Raw genomic sequence first — 19,052 nt, 5'->3', positions numbered from 1 at the left:
CCGACACAGTTCTGGCAACAGGCGCGTGGAGGGCACATCCGCTTGCTTGCGAGGTTACTTCAGATGTCAGTCGCTACCCGCCTTGCCGAGCCGCTGCCGGCGGCCGTTGCCGCCGAGCCCGGCGAAACGCTGTACCAGTTCGCCGAATCGCCGCTGCTGGCCCGACAGAAACAGCAGGAATCCAACGCTCGCAGCTACCCGCGGCGTATCCCGCTGGCGCTCAAGCGTGCCCGTGGCATCTACGTCGAAGACGTCGAAGGTCGCCAGTTCATCGACTGCCTGGCCGGCGCCGGCACCCTGGCGCTGGGCCACAACCACCCGGTGGTGGTCGAGGCGATCCAGCAGGTGCTGGCCGACGAGCTGCCGCTGCACACCCTGGACCTGACCACCCCGGTCAAGGACCAGTTCGTCCAGGACCTGTTCGGCCTGCTGCCGGCCGAGTTCAGCGCGCAGGCGAAGATCCAGTTCTGCGGCCCGACCGGCACCGACGCGGTCGAAGCGGCGCTGAAGCTGGTGCGTACCGCCACCGGGCGCAGCACCGTGCTGTCGTTCCAGGGCGGCTACCACGGCATGAGTCAGGGCGCGCTGAGCCTGATGGGCAGCCTGGGGCCGAAAAAGCCGCTGGCTGGCCTGCTCAGCAATGGCGTGCAGTTTTTGCCGTACCCGTACGACTACCGTTGCCCGTTCGGCCTGGGCGGTGAGCAGGGCGTGCAGGTCAACCTGCATTACCTGGAAAACCTGCTCAGTGACCCGGAGGCCGGGGTGCAGTTGCCGGCGGCGGTGATCGTCGAAGTGGTGCAGGGCGAGGGCGGTGTGATTCCGGCCGATCTCGACTGGCTGCGCGGCCTGCGGCGGATCACCGAGAAGGCCGGGGTGGCGCTGATCGTCGACGAGATCCAGAGCGGCTTTGGCCGCACCGGCAAGATGTTCGCTTTTGAGCACGCCGGTATCGTCCCCGACGTGGTGGTGCTGTCCAAGGCGATTGGCGGCAGCCTGCCGCTGGCGGTGCTGGTGTACCGCGAAGCGCTCGACGTATGGCAACCCGGCGCGCATGCCGGGACCTTCCGCGGCAACCAGATGGCCATGGCCGCCGGTTCCGCAGTGATGCGCTACCTGAAGCACCACGACCTGGCTGGGCACGCCGAGGCCATGGGCCTGCGCCTGCGCGAACAGCTGTCGCTGCTGCAGCGCGATTTCCCGCAGCTGGGCGATATCCGCGGGCGCGGCCTGATGCTCGGGGTCGAACTGGTCGACCCGCAAGGCCCACTCGACGCGCAGGGTCACCCACCGACCTTCGGCAAGCTGGCTTCGCTGCTGCAGAACGAGTGCCTCAAGCGCGGGCTGATCCTCGAACTGGGGGGGCGTAACGGCAGTGTGGTGCGCTTCCTGCCGCCGCTGATCATCACCGCCGAGCAGATCGACGAGGTGATGCGGCGCTTCGGCCGCGCGCTCGGCGCGGCTCTGCAACGCCTGTAAGGCGTTCTTTACAGGCGGGCATCCAGGCCATGCCCGCCTGCTTCTGCCTGCCGCTGGAAACCTGCCGCGCCCTGCGGCATTCCGCCCCTAAATTTCCCCCGCCAGCCAACGTCCTAGCTTGGACAAAGGCTGTTTCATGGCTGACACGGGTAGGGCAATGACGATATCGCGACGTGGGTTCATAGCAGGTCTGGCGTTGACCGGTGCGGCAGTACCGGCGGTGTATTACGGTCACCGGCAGCTGACCCACGACCCCGAGGACGACATCGTCACGCCCGGCGAGGCCAGCGTCGAACTGGCCGACATTGCCGCTCAGCAACTGGCCAATCAACTACGCGGGATCTGGGATGTACGCTTCGAGGGCGCCGATGGCGGGGTGCTCGGTTTGCCGCGCGACGGCGTGACGCTGTACCTCGACATTGCCGCCAAGGGCCGCGGCCTGCGCGGCGTGCTCGATACCCGGCAGGCGCTGGAGGCCGAGGGGCCGGCGGCCTATCGGGTGCTTGGCGATCTGGTCGGCGCCTCCAGCGCAGAGGTGCGCTGGCGCCTGCTGAGCAACCCGGCCGGGCCAGGCTATGCATGCACGGCGACCCTCGACGAAGTCTGGGGCACCTTCGGCAATGCCGGCAGTGGCACCCTGAGCGGACGCGTGCAACGGCTCGACCGTTCGCTGGTACTGCCACTGGCCGACAGTCGTTTCGTTGCAGTGAAACGCAGCTTCCCCGAAGCCCGCGAGCGGATTGCCTATACCCCGGAACTCCGAGCCTGGCTGATTGGCGCCGAGCACCGGCTGTTCCATCAGCTGTGGCACGCCACACGGGACAAATGGCACCGCCTGTCCAAGGAGAAGCACGGCGCCCTGCGCGGGCTGGGCTGGCAGCCCGGACCGCGGGATCGGGAGCGCGACGCCCGTGGGCCACGCAAGCATCGCAACGGCTCGGGGGTGGATTTCCTGTTCATGCACCGGCACATGCTCGGCACGGCGCGTTCGTTCCAGGACTTGCCGTCGTGGCAGCACTTCCCGTTGCCGCAGCCGAACGTGGAGTTCGACCGGCATGGCTTTGCCCGCTATTTCGATAACCATGACGGCTACAGCGTGCCGCCGACCTGGCTGGCGCCGAGCGACGCCGACTACACCCAGTGGGTGGCGGCGATCAAGGCGCCGGAAACCTTCTGCGGCAACTTCCAGGTGTGGGAGTCGCAGTATCAGGACCCGTTGTACCTGTCGAAGCTGACCCTCGGTGCGTTCGGTTCGGAGCTGGAGATGAACCTGCACGATTGGTTGCACATGTGCTGGGCGTCGGTGCCGCGCGACCCGTCGAACGGCGTGCCGGTGCCGATGGCGCGGGATCCGGCGGACTTTGCCGCACGCTGGTACGGGGCGGAGAACGACTTTCTCGGCGATCCCTTCTCGTCGCATGTGAGCCCGGTGTTCTGGGGGTTCCATGGCTGGATCGACGATCGCATCGAGGATTGGTACCGCGCGCATGAGCGGCACAATCCGGGGCAGGTGCGCCGGCTTGAGGTGAATGGCGTGCAATGGTTTGCCCCGGGGCGCTGGGTCGAGGTCGAAGACCCGTGGCTGGGGCCGACGACCCATGGCTGCAGCACGCTGCCGGGGATGTTTCCGGGCAAGTCGGTGGAGATGGATGTGGAGACCATGAAGCTGGCGTTGCGCATTGTGTTCGGCGAGGACCACAGCATGGCTCCGTTGTTCAAGCGGGTGCCGCAGCGGCCGTGGTATGCGCGGCATCTGTCGATGCGCGGGATTACGTCCTAGGTCGCTACAAGCATCGCCGGACGAGCCCGCTCCTACACGCAACCCGTGGGCTCGTCCCGCGATGAGGCCAGCCGTTTCAACGCACTGTCCAGCCCCCACCTAACGCCTTGTACAGCGCCACGCTGCCCTGCAGCCGGGCCAGGCGCAATTGCACCTGCTGGTCCTGCGCCTGATACAGAGTGCGCTGCGTCTCCAGTACGGTGAGCAGCGTTTCCGCCCCCGCCTGGTAGCGGCTTTCGGCGATTTCGAAGGCGATCCGCGCCTGGCGCAGTCCCTCGTCCTGCCAGGCGCGCTGCCGCTCGACCCCGTCGATGCCGTTGAGCGCCTGCTCGACATCGGCAAACCCAGACACGATCACCCGGTGATAGGCCTGCAGCAATTCCTCCTGCATCGCCTGCGCCCGATCGCGCTCGGCGGCCAGCCGGCCATTGTTGAAGACCGGCGCCACCAGCCCTGCGGTCAGGCTGTAGTAGGGGCTGCGCACGATATCGGCAAAGTGCTGCGCCCCCGAGCCGAGGTTCGCCCCCAGCGTCAGGCTCGGCAGCATGGCTGCCCGTGCGACCCGCACGTTGGCCTGCGCGGCGGCCAGCCTGGCCTCGGCATTGGCGATATCCGGCCGGCGCGTCAGCAGGTCGCTGGGCACCCCGGCACCGATGGCCGGGCTGGCGAGCTGGTGGAAATCCGTGCCGCCCAGTTGCAGTTGCTGCACCGGATCGCCCAGCAGCGTCGCCAGGGTGATGCGGCTGTCCTGTAATTGTTGCTCCAGCAACGGCAGCTGGCGCTGTTGATTGGCCACCAGGCTGCGCTGCTGGGCTAGTTCCAGGGTCGTGGCAGAACCGGCGTCGTGGCGGGTCTCGACCACTTCCAGTACGTTACGCGCGTTGGCCAGGTTGAGCCGGGCGATACGCACCTGTTCGCTCAGTGCCAGGCTTTGCAGGTAGCTGTTGGCAACCCCGCTGAGCACAGTCAGCTCGACGGTGTCGCGCTCGTAACGGCTGGCCTCCAGCGCGGCCAGGGCACTGTCGCGCGCTGCCGCCTTGCCGCCCCAGAAGTCGATCTCATAGGTCGCGCTCAGGGTGCTGTCGAACGCGGTGTAGGTACGCTGCTTGTCGCTGGCGTCGATGCCGCCGAAACCGTCGCCGCGCATCAGTCGCTGACGGCTAGCGTTAAGCCCGAATTTCACTTCCGGCAACAACGGCGCGCCGGCAATGACAGCACTGGCCTGGGCCTGACGGACCCGCGCGATGGCGGCCGCCAGGTCGAAACTGTTGGCGCGCGCGCGCGCGATCAGGCGGTCCAGCTCAGGGCTGGCAAACGCCCGCCACCAGCCGCCATCGAGGCGCGCAAGGTCGCGGTGCGCACCTTGCCAACTGGCCGGTGCCGGCAGTGCCGGGGTGGTCGGCGGCGTGCTGCTGCAGGCGCCAAGGAACAGGCAGAGGGTGACAAGGTTGAGACGGCTGGGCAGGGTCATCGATTATTCGCTGGTAAGGGCTTTGACCGGGTCGAGGCGGGCGGCTTTGCGCGCCGGCATGAACCCGAAAACCACGCCGGTGATAACGGCGCAGGCGAAGGCGCCAAGCACGGCACCCAGGGAGAACGCCACGGCGATCTCGGCAAGCAGCAGCACGCCGCCGATCAGCAGCGCCAGAGCAATCCCGGTGAGCCCGCCGACCATCGACAGCAGCACCGCTTCGGTGAGGAACTGCCGCAGGATGTCGCGCTGGCGGGCGCCGGTGGCCATGCGGATGCCGATCTCGCGGGTACGTTCGCGCACGGTCATCAGCATGATGTTCATCACGCCGATGCCGCCAACCAGCAAGGAGATCGCGGCAATCGAGCCGAGCATCAGCGACAGGGTGTTCTGCGTGCGGGCCTCGGCCTGGATCAGCGCGGCGTCGTTGGTCAGTTCGTAGTCCTGCTTGCCGTGGTGCAGCTTGCGCATCAGGTGGTCGATGGCCTGCTCGGTTTCCTTGACCCGCCGCGAATCGACGGCGGCGATGGTCACGTATTCCGGGTCGCGGCTGCCGAACAGGCGGATCGCGGCGGCGGAGTAGGGCACCACGATGCGCTCGTCGCTGTCTTCGCTACCAGAGCTGGCGCCCTTGCCGGCGAGTACGCCGAGCACCTGGAACGGCACGTTCTCGATCAGGATGTACTGGCCCAAGGGGTTGGCCTGCGGGCCGAACAGCTTGCTGCGGACCTTTTGCCCGATCACCGCCACCGCAGCGGCGCTGTGCGCGTCGGCGTCGCTGAAGAAACTGCCCTCGACCACCGGCCAGTTGAAGATCTCCGGGAAGTAGGTGTTGTTGCCGCCAACGTAGAACTGGCCGTTGTTGTTGCCCTGGCGGACCATCATCTTGTTGCCGATCACCGGCATGATCTTCTGCACCTGGGGCAGGCCCGACAGTGCGGCGACATCGTCGAGGCTGATGACCCCGGCGGGGTCGCGCAGGGTCGCCGACTTGCCGCTCAGGTAGAGGATGTTCGAGCCGAAGGCGGCCATCTGCGCCATCACCTGGCGCTTGCTGCCTTCGCCGACGGCCAGCATCACCACCACCGAGGCCACGCCGATGACGATGCCGAGGAGGGTCAGGGCGGTGCGGAAGCGGTTGATCCACATCACCCGCCAGGCCGCTTGCAGGGCTTCGAGCAGTTCGCCTTTCCAGGCGCCGCTCTGGGTGGCGCCACGGTCCAGGCGCTGGCGCAGGTCCTCGGCTTGCAGGCCAGGCGCGGCCGTGGCGACGGGCGCCTGTTCGGTGGCCGAGTCGCTGAGCAGCAGGCCGTCGCGGATCTCGATCATGCGCTGGGCCCGTGCGGCCACTTCACGGTCGTGGGTAATCAGGATGATCACGTGGCCCTGGCTGGCCAGTTCGTCGAGCAGGGTCATCACCTCGGCGCCGCTCTGGCTGTCGAGGGCGCCGGTCGGCTCGTCGGCGAGGATGATATGCCCGCCGTTCATCAGCGCGCGGGCAATCGACACCCGCTGCTGCTGGCCGCCGGACAGCTGATGTGGACGGTTGACGGTGCGGCTGGCCAGGCCCAGGCGGTCGAGCAGGGCGGCGGCGCGGGCATGCCGCTCGGCCGCCGGGGTGCCGGCATAGATAGCCGGCATCTCGACGTTCTCCTGGGCCGAGCCCGAGGCGATCAGGTGGTAGCCCTGGAAGACGAACCCGAACGCCTCGCGGCGCAGCCAGGCCAGCTCGTCGCTGTCGAGGCTGGCGACGTCCTTGCCGGCGAACAGGTATTCACCGGAGGTCGGCCGGTCGAGGCAGCCGAGGATGTTCATCAGGGTCGACTTGCCGGAGCCCGAGGCGCCGACGATGGCCACGAACTCACCCGGGTGGATGGCCAGGCTGATGCCACGCACCACCTCGACCTTGGGCGTATCGAGGCCGCCATAGGATTTGCGGATGTCGCGCAGTTCGATCAGCGGCGTGGACATTCAACCCCCGCTGGCGACAGGTGCGCCGATCAACAGCTGCTCGCCTTCGGCCAGGCCGTCGAGGATCTGGATCCGCAGGCGGTCGCTGAGGCCGGTGCGCACCTGGCGCTGCTCGATCTGGCCATTGGCGGCGATCACCTGAGCGATGCGTTGGTCGGCACCGCCGCGGCTCTCTTCGAGAGCGGCCAGGGGGGCGGTCAGCACGTCGCTGGCCTGGCCGGCAACGAAGAACACTTGGGCGGTCATCTCCGCCATCAGCGCGTTGTCGGCGTTTTCCACGTCGAGCAGCACGGTGTACAGCACCACTTTGCCGCTGGCCGCACCGCTGCTGCTGGTGCCGCTGTTGCCGGTGCCGCTCTGGCTGGCCTGGTCGAGGGGCTTGGGCGGGATCGGCAGGATCTGCCGCACCGTGCTGCTCCAGCGCCGCTTGCCGCCGCTGAGGGTGGTGAAGTAGGCGCTCATGCCGGGTTTGACGTGGCCGATGTCGGCTTCCGACACCTGCGCCCAGACGGTCATCGGCGAGAGCTTGGCGATGCGCAGAATCAGCGGTGTCTGCTGCTGGGCATTGAGGGTCTGGCCTTCGCGGGCGTCCACCGCGACCACGGTGCCAGTCATCGGTGCGTAGATGCGCGTGTAGCCCAGTTCAGCTTCGTCGCTGCGCAGGCTGGCCTGGGCCTGAAGGATCTGCGCCCGGTACATGGCAATGCGCGCTTTGGTTACCTTCAGTTGCGCCTGGGCGCTCTGCACATCTTCCTCGCGGGTAGCGCCGCCACTGGCCAGGTGCTGCTGACGCTTGAGCTGTTGCTCGGCCAGCTGGTATTGCGCCTGCTGTTCGGCGAGCTGGGCCTTGAGGTTCTCGATGGAATAGCGGCCGGCATCGAGCTTGGCCTGCTGGGTGGACGGGTCGATTTCCACCAGCAATTGGCCTTCCTCGACGCGGTCGCCGGCTTCGACATGCAGTTTGCGGATCTGCCCGGACGCCTGGGCACCGACATCCACGTAACGGCGCGGCTGCAGGGTGCCCAGGGCGGTGACGCTGCTTTCGATGGTGCCGCGGGTGACGGCCACGGTGTTCAGCGGATCAGCCCTGCCAGGCAGGGTTTTCCAGGCAACCAGGGCACCCAGGCTGATCAGGCCGAGGCCACAGAGCAGCAGGCGGCGTTTGACAGTTTGACGGCTCATGCGGGGTTCCGGCCAGAAGGGTTCGGCCCGTGACAGGGTCCTGGCGAGCAGGCTCGACCGGCACGGGAAACTCCCAGGTAAACGAGAAAACCACGCGGGAATTTACCCGCGCAGGTGACAGCACTGCCGGCGCCGGGTGAGCAGCCTATGGCGTGACCGGTGATGCAATGGGCAAATCTTGCTGAGAATTATTCCAATTTATGGTATCTCATATGGCCACTATCCATGTCATCCGTTTCAGGCCAGGGGATTTACCTGCAGATGTCGCAGCCAGGCGCCGTACTGGAAAACTACTATCGCGAATTGGTGAGTTTCCTCTATACCCGCCTGGGTAATCGCCAGGTGGCCGAGGATGTCGCTCATGACGCTTACGTGCGCGTACTGGAGCGCTGCGGGGAAACCGAGATCGAGCATCCGCGGGCGTTTCTCTACCGCACGGCGCTGAACCTGGTGATCGATGGCCATCGGCGTGGCCAGTTGCGTCAAGTGGAGCCGCTGGAGGTGCTGGACACCGACGAGCGCTTCTTCTCGCCGGCACCGCAGCAGAGCATGGACCTCAACCAGCGCCTGGAACTGATGCAGCGGGCCCTGGCCGAGTTGAGCCCGAGCTGCCGCGACAGCTTCCTGCTGCGCAAACTCGACGGCCTCTCGCACCCGGAAATTGCCGAACGCTTGAATATTTCGCGCAGCCTGGTGGAGAAGCACATTGTCAACGCGATGAAACACTGCCGTCAGCGTATGCGCCAGTGGGAATAAGCGCCGCGCAGGGTTAGCCCGAAACAACCAATAACAATTGCACGGGCGTGACTTGATTTCCTCCTGGTTCACGACAACTATCAGTAAAGACCCTTCATTCGGCGAAGTGCCCGCCACAGCCTGCATTAAAGACTGGCGCAGTATTGGTCAAGGAACGTTACCCACGCTCAACTACCTTGGTCATTGACGATGCCGAACAAGTCGCTGCGTATCCTGATTGCCGATGAACACCCCATGCAACTGATGCAGATGGAGAAAATGCTCAATGGCATGGGCTATTACCGGGTGGCCCCGGTGCAGTCCTTCGAAGACTTGCAGCACCTGGTACACAACGCCTTGCTGCCCTTCGACCTGCTGATCGGCAATATCGACCTGGCCAGCCATGCCGGGGTCGATCTGGAGCGCTTTTGTCGGGTCAACAGTCAGGTTCGGCATGCCTTGTTGTATGAGTCGCAACACCTCAAAGTCCCCAGTGTGCCCGCCGCACAACGCCAGGCCGTGAGTATCAGCTTGCCGAGAGTGCCGGACGACGAGGCACTGCATGCCTTCATGGCGATCATCGATGCGCCGCGCCTGGTGGGCCAGATGCCGAGCCCGGCCGGCCCATCCAGCGTGCCCGGGCATCCGCGGCACTGGTTGAACCAGGGGCACACGGTGTTCTCCCGGCAATCCTGAGCGGCACGGCCCTTTTTGGTATCCTCTTGCGCTTGTTCAGGCGCGCCCGGATGCGCGCAGTCTGTTTACCGACGCGGATGCCTTTATGACTGCCACCGACCCTGCGCGCCCCTTGCGCCTCTCGCGCAGCGACCACAAGACCCTCGGCCTGGCGGCCCTGGGCGGCGCGCTGGAGATCTACGATTTCATCATCTTCGTGTTCTTCGCGCTGACCCTGAGCCAGCTGTTCTTCCCGCCGGAAATGCCTGAGTGGCTGCGCCTGCTGCAAAGTTTCGGGATCTTCGTTACCGGCTACCTGGCGCGGCCGCTGGGTGGCATCCTGATGGCGCACTTTGCCGATCACCTGGGGCGCAAGAAGGTCTTCAGCCTGAGCATCCTGATGATGGCGCTGCCGTGCCTGCTGATCGGGGTGATGCCGACCTACGCCGACATCGGCTACGCCGCGCCGCTGATCCTGCTGGCCCTGCGCATTCTGCAAGGCGCTGCGGTGGGCGGCGAAGTACCCAGTGCCTGGACCTTCGTCGCCGAGCATGCGCCGCTGAATCGCCGCGGCTATGCCCTGGGCTTCCTGCAGGCCGGGCTGACCTTCGGCTACCTGCTCGGGGCGTTGACTGCCACGGCGTTGGCGCAGGTCTTCAGCGCGCAGGAAATTCTCGATTACGCGTGGCGCTATCCGTTTCTGCTTGGCGGCGTGTTCGGTGTCATTGGGGTATGGCTGCGTCGCTGGTTGAGCGAGACGCCGGTGTTCCTTGCCCTGCGCGAGCGCCGCGAACAGCCGGTGGCATTCCCGCTGCGCGCGGTCTTGCGCGAGCATCGACGGGCGCTGTTGCCGGCAGCTGTGCTGACCTGCGTGCTGACCTCGGCGGTGGTGGTGCTGGTGGTGATCACGCCGACGGTGATGCAGCAGCGCTTTGGCATGAGCGCCGGGCACACCTTCGCCTTGAGTAGCCTGGGTATCGTCTTCCTGAATATTGGCTGCGTGCTGGCCGGCTTGCTGGTGGACCGCATTGGCGCCTGGCGCGCCTTGATGGTTTACAGCCTGTTGCTGCCGCTGGGTATCGCCGGGCTGTATGGCAACCTGATCGGCGACTGGGGCTGGACCGGGCCGGCCTATGCGCTGGCCGGGCTGGCCTGCGGGGTGGTGGGGGTGGTGCCGTCGGTGATGGTCGGGCTGTTCCCGGCACAGATCCGCGTGTCGGGCATCTCCTTTACCTACAACGTTGCCTATGCACTGTGGGCGAGCACCACACCGTTGCTGCTGATCGCGCTGATGCCGTGGAGCCCGTGGGTGTGCGTGGGCTTCTGCTTGCTGATGGGCGCTGTTGGCGCCTGCAGTGCAGTGTATTTCGGTATGCGAGAACAGCTGCACGGCGCAGACGATCTGGCGCTGATCGAAGGCTGACGCCAGCGCTTCAAATGCTTTGTGACAAAGGCGCAGGTTACTTGCTGGTGGGGCTGCGGCAGACTTTGGGGGTATTACCCTATTAACCAAGTTGCCAAATTTAGCCACGCCGATCATCGAGTCTGGCAAGACGTCTACCGAGTGAGCTCCGGTGCGGGCGCGGTCTACCTGAAACCGACCGTGGTCGACGACGTACTGCTCGTCTCGTTCAAGGAGTTGTAGGCATGAAATGTCCTGTGTGTGGAGGCGCCGAGCTGGACGCCGGCACCTTCGACTTGCCGTACGTGTACAAGGGCGAAACATTGGTCATCCCGGCCGTTACTGGCGAGCTCTGCCGCGGCTGCGACGAGCGTGTGCTCGATACTGCCGAGTCGGCGCGGGTGAGTGCGGCGATGCTGGTGTTCAGTCATCAGGTCAACGGCAGCTTGGTCGATCCGGCATTCATCAGCCGCGTGCGCAAGAAGCTGGCGCTGGACCCGCGCGAAGCGGCGGAGATTTTCGGTGGCGGGGTGAATGCCTTCTCGCGTTACGAAACCGGCAAAACCAAGCCGCCGTTGGCCCTGGTCAAACTGCTCAAGCTGTTGGATCGGCATCCCGAGCTACTCCACGAAGTCCGTACTGCCTGAATCGGCAGGCATGAAAAAGCCCCCTCCACCGTGCGGTGAGAGGGGGCTTTTTACTGGCGCGGCTTACATGTTCGGGTAAGTCGGGCCGCCGGCACCTTCCGGGGTTACCCAGGTGATGTTCTGCGAAGGATCCTTGATGTCACAGGTCTTGCAGTGCACGCAGTTCTGGGCGTTGATCTGGAAGCGCTTGGCGCCGTCTTCCTGTGTCACCACCTCGTATACGCCGGCCGGGCAGTAGCGCTGCGCCGGTTCGTCGTACAGCGGCAGGTTGGTGCCGATCGGAATGCCGGCATCGGCCAGTTTCAGGTGGCACGGCTGCTCTTCTTCATGGTTGGTGCTGGAGAGGAACACCGAGCTCAGTTTGTCGAAGCTCAGCTTGCCGTCCGGTTTCGGGTAGTCGATCTTTTTCGACTCGGCGGCCAACTTCAGGCAGGCGTAGTCCGGCTTCTTGTCGTGCAGGGTGAACGGCAGTTTGCCACCGAACCAGTTCTGATCGACATAGTTGAACGCAGCACCGAGCATCGGGCCGAACTTGTGCATGGCCGGGCCGAAGTTACGGCTGGCGAACAGCTCTTCATACAGCCAGCTGGCTTTGAACGCATCGACGTAGCTGTTGAGCTGATCGCCACCTTCGCCGCCGGCGAGCAGGGCGTCGGCTACAGCCTCCGCTGCGAGCATGCCGGACTTCATGGCGGTGTGGCTGCCTTTGATCTTGGCCACGTTCATGGTACCCAGGTCGCAACCGATCAGCGCGCCACCGGCGAAGACCATTTTCGGCAGCGAGTTCAGGCCGCCCTTGGCCAGTGCGCGAGCGCCGTAGCTGATGCGCTTGCCGCCATCGAGGTACTGGCTGATGACCGGGTGGTGCTTGAGGCGCTGGAACTCGTCGAACGGCGACAGGAACGGGTTGCTGTACGACAGGTCGACGATCAGACCAACCACGACCTGGTTGTTTTCCAGGTGGTAGAGGAACGAACCACCGGTGTTTTCCTTGGCCATGACGTCCAGCGGCCAGCCAGCGGTGTGCACCACCAGGCCTTGCTGATGTTTGGCCGGGTCGATTTCCCAGATTTCCTTCAGGCCGATGCCGTAGTGCTGCACGTCGGATGCGTTGTCCAGGTCGAAGCGCTTGATCAGCTGCTTGCCGATGTGACCACGGCAGCCTTCGGCGAACAGGGTGTACTTGCCGCGCAGCTCCATGCCCGGGGTGTACAGACCGTCTTTCGGGTTGCCTTCACGGTCGACGCCGAGGTCGCCGGTGATGATCCCGCGGACGACGCCGTTTTCGTCGAACAGGGCTTCCTGGGCGGCGAAACCTGGGTAGATTTCCACGCCGAGGTTCTCGGCCTGCTGGGCCAGCCAGCGGCACAGGTTGCCGAGGGAGATGATGTAGTTGCCCTGGTTGTGCATGGTCTTGGGCACGAACAGGTCAGGCACCTTGATCGAGCGCTGGCCATCCTTGAGCACGTAGATATCGTCGCGTTTGACTGCGGTGTTCAGTGGCGCGCCGAGCTCTTTCCAGTCGGGGAACAGTTCGTTGAGCGCGCGAGGCTCGAAGACCGCGCCGGAGAGAATGTGTGCGCCGACCTCGGAGCCTTTCTCAACCACGCAGACGCTGATTTCGTTACCGGCTTCGGCGGCCTTCTGCTTCAAGCGGCAGGCGGCGGACAGGCCCGCCGGACCTGCGCCGACGATGACCACGTCGAATTCCATGTATTCGCGTTCCACAGGTTCTCTCCTACTCAAGGCTCATCGGTTTTTCTTTATTGGCGGGTGTCAGGCGGTCATTTTCGAGCTGCCCGGGCCTGTAGCTCGGACGATGACGGACTACACCGCTTTCTCTTGGCCGCGCATTATATCTACACCACTTGCGAGGTCCAATACAAACGTTTGTTTGAATTTGCCGCAGGCCAGTAAAATCAAAGATGCGCGGCTTGAAGCTGACCGGTTTGGCGTATTGACCGGATTGGGCGTTACGGTCAAGATACGAGCGGTTTTACGCTCGCCGTAGGCTGATCGTAGGATGCAGGTGCACCCCTAAAAACCTGGCAGAAAGCATGGCAGTTACGCCAGAACCCGCTTTGTAGTGGAGTTTACACACCACGACAAAAAATGACTCACGGGTTTTGCGATGAAGGGTCGGATAGAGACTGCTGAGTCAGGATAAATTCCGCTGCCTGCAATCGTTTTTAGAGGTGCCCTTGTACCCACGCGCAATCGCCGGGTTTGCCCCAGGCGACATTCTTTTCACCGGAGAGTAACGAGGAATCCATGAAGGTTCTTGTAGCTGTCAAACGAGTGGTCGACTATAACGTCAAGGTTCGCGTCAAGGCGGACAACTCCGGCGTCGACCTTGCTAACGTCAAGATGTCCATGAACCCCTTCTGCGAAATCGCCGTAGAAGAAGCCGTACGCCTGAAAGAAAAAGGCGTAGCGACCGAGATCGTCGTCGTTACCATCGGCCCGGCCACTGCCCAGGAGCAACTGCGTACTGCGCTGGCGCTGGGTGCTGACCGTGCGGTACTGGTCGAGTCTGCCGACGAACTGAATTCCCTGGCGGTTGCCAAGCTGCTCAAGGCGGTTGTCGACAAGGAGCAGCCACAGCTGGTGATCCTCGGCAAACAAGCCATCGACAGCGATAACAACCAGACTGGTCAGATGCTGGCCGCGCTGACCGGCTTCGCCCAGGGCACCTTCGCCTCCAAGGTTGAAGTGGCAGGCGACAAGGTCAACGTTACCCGTGAAATCGATGGCGGCCTGCAGACCGTGGCGCTGAACCTGCCAGCCATCGTCACCACCGACCTGCGTCTGAACGAGCCGCGCTACGCTTCGCTGCCGAACATCATGAAGGCCAAGAAGAAGCCGCTGGAAACCGTTACCCCGGACGCCCTGGGCGTTTCCACCGGCTCTACCAACAAGACCCTGAAAGTCGAAGCACCGGCTGCTCGCAGCGCCGGTATCAAGGTTAAGTCGGTGGCTGAACTGGTCGAGAAACTGAAGAACGAGGCGAAGGTAATCTAAATGACTATCCTGGTTATCGCTGAACACGAAAACGGTGCCGTTGCACCGGCTACCCTGAACACCGTTGCGGCCGCTGCCAAGATCGGTGGCGACATCCACGTACTGGTCGCAGGCCAGGGCGTGGGTGGTGTTGCTGAAGCCGCCGCGAAGATCGCTGGCGTTGCCAAGGTGCTGGTTGCCGACAACGCGGCCTACGCTCACCAACTGCCAGAAAACGTTGCACCGCTGGTCGCCGAACTGGGCAAGGGCTATAGCCACGTGCTGGCACCTGCTACCTCCAACGGCAAGAACATCCTGCCGCGCGTTGCTGCGCTGCTCGACGTCGACCAGATCTCCGAGATCATCTCGGTTGAATCGGCTGACACCTTCAAGCGTCCGATCTACGCCGGTAACGCCATTGCCACCGTGCAATCGAGCGCTGCCGTCAAAGTCATCACCGTGCGTTCCACCGGCTTCGACGCCGTTGCCGCCGAAGGTGGTTCGGCTGCAGTTGAAGCAGTGGCTGCCGCACACGACGCGGGCAAATCGGCTTTTGTTGGCGAAGAGCTGGCCAAGTCCGACCGCCCAGAGCTGACCGCTGCCAAGATCGTCGTTTCTGGCGGCCGCGGCATGCAGAACGGCGACAACTTCAAACACCTGTACGCCCTGGCCGACAAGCTGGGTGCTGCTGTCGGTGCTTCGCGCGCCGCAGTCGACGCAGGTTTTGTGCCGAACGACATGCAGGTCGGTCAGACCGGCAAGATCGTTGCACCTCAGCTGTACATCGCTGTCGGTATCTCCGGCGCGATCCAGCACCTGGCCGGCATGAAAGATTCCAAAGTGATCGTTGCGATCAACAAGGACGAAGAAGCGCCGATCTTCCAGGTGGCCGACTACGGTCTGGTTGCAGACCTGTTCGAAGCCGTACCTGAGCTGGAGAAGCTGGTTTAATCCAGCGGCTTCACTTATAAAGAGCCCGGTCTGTTGACCGGGCTTTTTTATTTCGGCCGAAAAAGGCTAGGGAGGCGTTGCATGGGTTGGCTGGGGCGGATTACCGCGATAGGGCTGTTGAGCCTTGCAAGTTTGCCGCCGCAGGCGCTGGCGCTGGGCAAGTGCGAGCGGCTGGTGGCCACTGGCAGTCCCGACGCCCCGCCATATGCCTGGCGCGATCCGCAGGACCCCAAGCACCTGATCGGTGCCAGTGTCGATCTGCTGCAACAGGTGGCTGGCGAGCTCGGCCTGAAGGTCGAGGTGTTGTATGCCGGCAAGCGTGCCGAAGCCCAGGAAGAGGTGCGCAGTGGGCGCATGGACGTGCTGGTGGATGCGCCGCTGGCCGTCACCGATCTCACCGCGCTGGACTACATCCACCCGGCACTGTTGCAGAACGAATACGTGGTCTGGACCCGCCGCGACTCGGCGCTGGTCTATGAGGCGCTGACCGACCTGCACCAGCATCAGGGTGCAGTGTCCGAAAAGGCCCGGTTGACGCCCGAATTTGCTGCCTTTGCCAAGGGTCAGCTGAAGCTCGGTACCGCGCAGAACCTGACCCAGGCCTTCCAGAAACTGCTGCTGGGCCAGGTCGACTATGTGCTGGCCGGGCGCTACGCCGGTATGGCCATGGCGCAGAGCCTGGGCATGGCCAATGACATCATTGCCCGCGGGGTAGCGCTCGATCGTCCTGGTCTGTACCTGGCGCTGTCGCACAATTCCGCCTGCAATGACGCGTGGTTGCGCGGACAGCTGGCAAAAAAACTGACAGAATTGCCTCCCTCTGGCGTGTCCCAGGCAGTACTGCAACGCAATGTTGAGCGTTGGAAAGCGCAATTGCAGCAACCGCTCGACGCCCTCAAACCGTAGGAAGATTGTGTGAGAACTCAACCGCTATTCGTTGCCTTGGCGCTATTGGCCCTGGCCGGTTGCGCTACCGACCCGGCGCCGCATGAACAGATGCGCCTGTCCGAACAAGCGCTGGAGCAGGCCAAGGCCGTAGGCGCGACCGAAGAGCTCGCCGAGCTCAAGCTGGCCGAAGAGAAACTGGCACGGGCTCAGGCCAACATGCTCAGCGAGTCGTATCGCGATGCGCGCATGCGTGCCGAACAGGCCGAGCTGGATGCGCGCCTGGCCGAGGCCCGCGTGCTGACCCAGAAGAGCCAGGAGCAACTCGACCTGCTGCAATCGCGGGTCAATCGTCTTCGCAAGCAGTTGGGGGAACAGCGGTGAGTTCGAACAAACCATTGGCCGCGCTACTGATGCTCGGCGCTCTCGGCTTGCAGGGCTGTGCCAGCGAGCGTAGCGAAAGCGCACTCGATCAGGCCAGTGCGACCTTCCAGTCGGTAAAGGATGATTCCAACGTATTGCGCAGTGCGCCACGGGACGTGATCCGTGCCGGCGAATCGCTGGGACGTGCCGAGCGTCTGGCTACTTATATGGGAACGGGTGCCGATGTGCGGCATTATGCCTACCTCAGCCAGCGCTATAGCGAGATCGCCCGCGAGCACACCAACCTGGTGCTCAATCAGGAGCGTCAGGCCAAACTTGAGCTGGAGCGCCAGCGCCTGCAACTGGCCCTGCGCGAAGCCAAGCTGACCAGCGTTCAACAGCAGGGCAAGTGGCTCGAAGAGCAGATCGTCAGCCTGGCGACCATGCAGAGCGACCGCGGCCTGGTGATGACCCTGGGCGACGTGCTGTTCGACACCGGTCAGGCCGAGCTGAAGAACTCGGCCAGCCGCACCGTGCTCAAGCTGGTGCAGTTCCTCCAGCTCAACCCCAAGCGGGTCGTGCGCATCGAGGGTTACACCGACAGCACGGGTGCTGCCGAGGAAAACCTGAAACTGTCGAAAGACCGCGCGCAATCGGTCGCCGACATGCTGGTCGACCTGGGTGTCGACGAGAAGCGCATTCAGGTGGAAGGCTACGGTGACCAATACCCGGTCGAGGCCAACGCCTCGGAGCGGGGCAGGGCGCAGAACCGGCGCGTCGAGATCGTCTTCTCCGACGCGAAAGGTCGGCTCGGCGCCGCGCGTTAACGGCGGTTGCAGTCAGCAGAACCCGGTAGACCGACGTCGCCGGGTTTTTTTATGTCTGAACGCCTGCTTATGCCCAAACGTTCAAAAAAGCGCCTATCACGCAACTGTAATGTCGACTATTCTGCGATCTGTCCCAGTACACTTGGGAACTGTTCCGGTATTCTCCAACGGTCTGTACAAGAATAACTAGATTGCCTGCGTGTCGAGAGTTAGATCATGACCAACCTGTTGCTCTATCAGCGCATCGCCCAGCAACTGGCCGAGGACATCCGTCGTGGTGTCTACCAGCCCGGCGAACGTGTTCCGTCGGTGCGCAAGATGAGCGCCCAGCTCAATGTCAGTCATGCCACGGTATTGCAGGCGTACGCCAATCTCGAAGATCAGGGGCTGATCCGCGCTCGGCCGCAGTCCGGCTACTATGTGCACCAAACCCCGGCGCTGACCGCGCCGACACCGGATATCGCCCGGGTCGAGCGGCCGGGGCTGGTCACGCGCAGCAGCATCATTCAGCAGGTGTTGATCGAAGCGCGCCGCGATGGAGTGTTCCCGTTCGGTGCGGCGACCCCGCATGTCGACTACCTGCCGGTGCGGGCGCTGCATCAGCAGTTGTCCAAGGTCACCCGCTTCCAGAGCCCACGGGCCTTCAGCTATATGTTCAGCCCGGGTTTTGAGCCGCTGCGCCGGCAGATTGCCATTCGTATGCGCGACGCCGGGGTGGTGGTCGATCCGTCCGAGGTGGTCGTGACCCATGGCTGTGTCGACGCCTTGCAGATGTCGCTGCGGGTACTCACCCGGCCGGGCGACCTGATCGCAGCAGAGTCGCCGACGTACTATGGTTTGTTGCAACTGGCCGACCTGCTCGGCTTGAAAGTCATCGAGATTCCCAGCGATCCGACCACCGGCATCAGTGTCGAGGCCCTGCAACTGGCAGCCAACCAGTGGTCGATCAAGGCCCTGGTGTTGACGGCGCGGTTGAGCAATCCACTGGGCGGCACCATTCCCGAAGATCGGCAGAAGCAGTTGCTGCGTCTGGCTTCGGACTTTGATATCCAGATCGTCGAAGACGATGTGTACGGCGAGCTCATGTTCGAGCAGGGCCGTACCAAGTCGTTGAAGGCGTACGACCGGCTTGATCGGGTGATCTACTGCTCGAGTTTCTCCAAGACCCTGTCACCTGGTGTGCGCATCGGCTGGATCATTGCCGGCAAGTACCAGGCCGACATCCAGCGTCTGCAGACCTTCACCACGCACTCGGCCTGCAGCGTGACCCAGATGGGGGTGGCGGCCTACCTGGAAAACGGCGGCTACGACCGCCATCTCAGGTACATCCGCCAGGAGTACCGGCGAACCCTCAACGCCTATCAGCTGGCGGTGCAACAGCACTTCCCAGAGGGTACCCAGATGACCCGGCCTACCGGCGGGTTCATTCTCTGGATCAGCCTGCCGGGGCGGGTCAATACCCAGGAGCTGCATGTACGCGCCTTGCAGCAGGGCATCAGTATTGCGCCGGGGCTTATCTTCAGTAATACCGAGCAGTTCAACCATTGCATCCGGCTGAACTGCGCCATCCCATGGAATCGCGAAGCTGAGCGCGCGGTGCTGACGCTGGGAATGCTGGCCAATCAGTTGTGTCAGGAGACGGCGGCGGGTGTATTCCTTTAACGAGCAGGCTTGCCAGTTGTGCGGC

At 63.9% G+C, this 19,052-nt stretch carries 16 protein-coding genes and 1 pseudogene; 13 read left to right on the top strand and 4 right to left on the bottom strand.

Annotated features, from left to right (window positions below; all coding sequences use genetic code 11):
* Nucleotides 1-63 precede the first annotated feature (63 nt).
* Entirely contained in the window at nucleotides 64-1,476 is a 1,413-nt protein-coding gene (locus DCO48_RS02365; RefSeq protein ID WP_116549006.1) for an aspartate aminotransferase family protein, read from the top strand.
* A 157-nt stretch (nucleotides 1,477-1,633) separates the two neighbouring features.
* Nucleotides 1,634-3,256, top strand: coding sequence for a PvdJ/PvdD/PvdP-like protein (locus DCO48_RS02360; protein WP_116549005.1), 1,623 nt, complete (start codon nucleotides 1,634-1,636; stop codon nucleotides 3,254-3,256).
* Nucleotides 3,257-3,332: 76 nt separating this feature from the next.
* On the opposite strand, the gene DCO48_RS02355 is transcribed toward DCO48_RS02360, so the two are convergent.
* From DCO48_RS02355 to DCO48_RS02345, 3 genes are read right to left on the bottom strand one after another with little or no spacing between them, the layout of a single operon-like run.
* Complete coding sequence (locus DCO48_RS02355) at nucleotides 3,333-4,727, bottom strand: efflux transporter outer membrane subunit (RefSeq protein WP_116549004.1); 1,395 nt, start codon at nucleotides 4,725-4,727, stop codon at nucleotides 3,333-3,335.
* Between the two features lie 3 nt (nucleotides 4,728-4,730).
* Complete coding sequence (locus DCO48_RS02350; protein ID WP_116549003.1) at nucleotides 4,731-6,698, bottom strand: MacB family efflux pump subunit; 1,968 nt, start codon at nucleotides 6,696-6,698, stop codon at nucleotides 4,731-4,733.
* Nucleotides 6,699-7,880 carry an efflux RND transporter periplasmic adaptor subunit gene (locus tag DCO48_RS02345; RefSeq protein WP_116549002.1) on the bottom strand — a complete coding sequence of 394 codons (1,182 nt, stop codon included), beginning with the start codon at nucleotides 7,878-7,880 and terminating at the stop codon, nucleotides 6,699-6,701.
* Between the two features lie 282 nt (nucleotides 7,881-8,162).
* On the opposite strand from DCO48_RS02345, the gene DCO48_RS02340 reads away from it, so the two are divergent.
* The 5 genes and pseudogenes from DCO48_RS02340 to DCO48_RS02320 all read left to right on the top strand — a co-directional run bounded on the left by DCO48_RS02340 (nucleotide 8,163) and on the right by DCO48_RS02320 (nucleotide 11,339).
* The gene (locus tag DCO48_RS02340) at nucleotides 8,163-8,636 is read left to right on the top strand and encodes a sigma-70 family RNA polymerase sigma factor (RefSeq protein ID WP_116549023.1); all 474 of its coding nucleotides are present in this window, start codon (nucleotides 8,163-8,165) and stop codon (nucleotides 8,634-8,636) included.
* 189 nt (nucleotides 8,637-8,825) lie between these two features.
* Complete coding sequence (locus DCO48_RS02335) at nucleotides 8,826-9,311, top strand: response regulator (RefSeq protein ID WP_116549001.1); 486 nt, start codon at nucleotides 8,826-8,828, stop codon at nucleotides 9,309-9,311.
* Nucleotides 9,312-9,396: 85 nt separating this feature from the next.
* Complete coding sequence (locus tag DCO48_RS02330) at nucleotides 9,397-10,713, top strand: MFS transporter (RefSeq protein ID WP_116549000.1); 1,317 nt, start codon at nucleotides 9,397-9,399, stop codon at nucleotides 10,711-10,713.
* A gap of 102 nt (nucleotides 10,714-10,815) precedes the next feature.
* Nucleotides 10,816-10,935 (top strand): annotated as a pseudogene (locus DCO48_RS22870) (type II toxin-antitoxin system MqsR family toxin); the annotation flags it as partial.
* A gap of 2 nt (nucleotides 10,936-10,937) precedes the next feature.
* Nucleotides 10,938-11,339 (top strand): type II TA system antitoxin MqsA family protein, encoded by a 402-nt coding sequence (locus DCO48_RS02320; RefSeq protein WP_116548999.1) that lies wholly within the window; start codon nucleotides 10,938-10,940, stop codon nucleotides 11,337-11,339.
* Between the two features lie 63 nt (nucleotides 11,340-11,402).
* Here DCO48_RS02320 and DCO48_RS02315 read toward each other — a convergent pair whose 3' ends face one another.
* Nucleotides 11,403-13,067 carry an electron transfer flavoprotein-ubiquinone oxidoreductase gene (locus DCO48_RS02315; protein WP_116548998.1) on the bottom strand — a complete coding sequence of 555 codons (1,665 nt, stop codon included), beginning with the start codon at nucleotides 13,065-13,067 and terminating at the stop codon, nucleotides 11,403-11,405.
* A gap of 543 nt (nucleotides 13,068-13,610) precedes the next feature.
* On the opposite strand from DCO48_RS02315, the gene DCO48_RS02310 reads away from it, so the two are divergent.
* The 6 genes from DCO48_RS02310 to DCO48_RS02285 all read left to right on the top strand — a co-directional run bounded on the left by DCO48_RS02310 (nucleotide 13,611) and on the right by DCO48_RS02285 (nucleotide 19,027).
* A complete protein-coding gene (locus DCO48_RS02310; protein ID WP_116548997.1) occupies nucleotides 13,611-14,360 on the top strand; it encodes an electron transfer flavoprotein subunit beta/FixA family protein in 750 nt (249 codons plus the stop codon).
* Nucleotides 14,361-15,290 (top strand): electron transfer flavoprotein subunit alpha/FixB family protein, encoded by a 930-nt coding sequence (locus DCO48_RS02305; protein ID WP_116548996.1) that lies wholly within the window; start codon nucleotides 14,361-14,363, stop codon nucleotides 15,288-15,290.
* An 81-nt stretch (nucleotides 15,291-15,371) separates the two neighbouring features.
* Entirely contained in the window at nucleotides 15,372-16,196 is an 825-nt protein-coding gene (locus tag DCO48_RS02300) for an ABC transporter substrate-binding protein (protein WP_116548995.1), read from the top strand.
* 9 nt (nucleotides 16,197-16,205) lie between these two features.
* Complete coding sequence (locus tag DCO48_RS02295) at nucleotides 16,206-16,559, top strand: DUF4398 domain-containing protein (RefSeq protein WP_116548994.1); 354 nt, start codon at nucleotides 16,206-16,208, stop codon at nucleotides 16,557-16,559.
* A gap of 29 nt (nucleotides 16,560-16,588) precedes the next feature.
* Complete coding sequence (locus DCO48_RS02290) at nucleotides 16,589-17,365, top strand: OmpA family protein (RefSeq protein WP_116549021.1); 777 nt, start codon at nucleotides 16,589-16,591, stop codon at nucleotides 17,363-17,365.
* Nucleotides 17,366-17,581: 216 nt separating this feature from the next.
* Nucleotides 17,582-19,027: a PLP-dependent aminotransferase family protein gene (locus tag DCO48_RS02285; protein ID WP_116548993.1), complete on the top strand. Its 1,446-nt coding sequence runs from the start codon at nucleotides 17,582-17,584 to the stop codon at nucleotides 19,025-19,027.
* Nucleotides 19,028-19,052: the final 25 nt, after the last annotated feature.

The organism is Pseudomonas sp. SDI (genome assembly GCF_003105155.1).
GTDB lineage: Bacteria > Pseudomonadota > Gammaproteobacteria > Pseudomonadales > Pseudomonadaceae > Aquipseudomonas.
The sequence above is the reverse complement of the archived record's forward strand: the minus strand, read 5'-3'. Positions and strand labels throughout refer to the sequence as shown.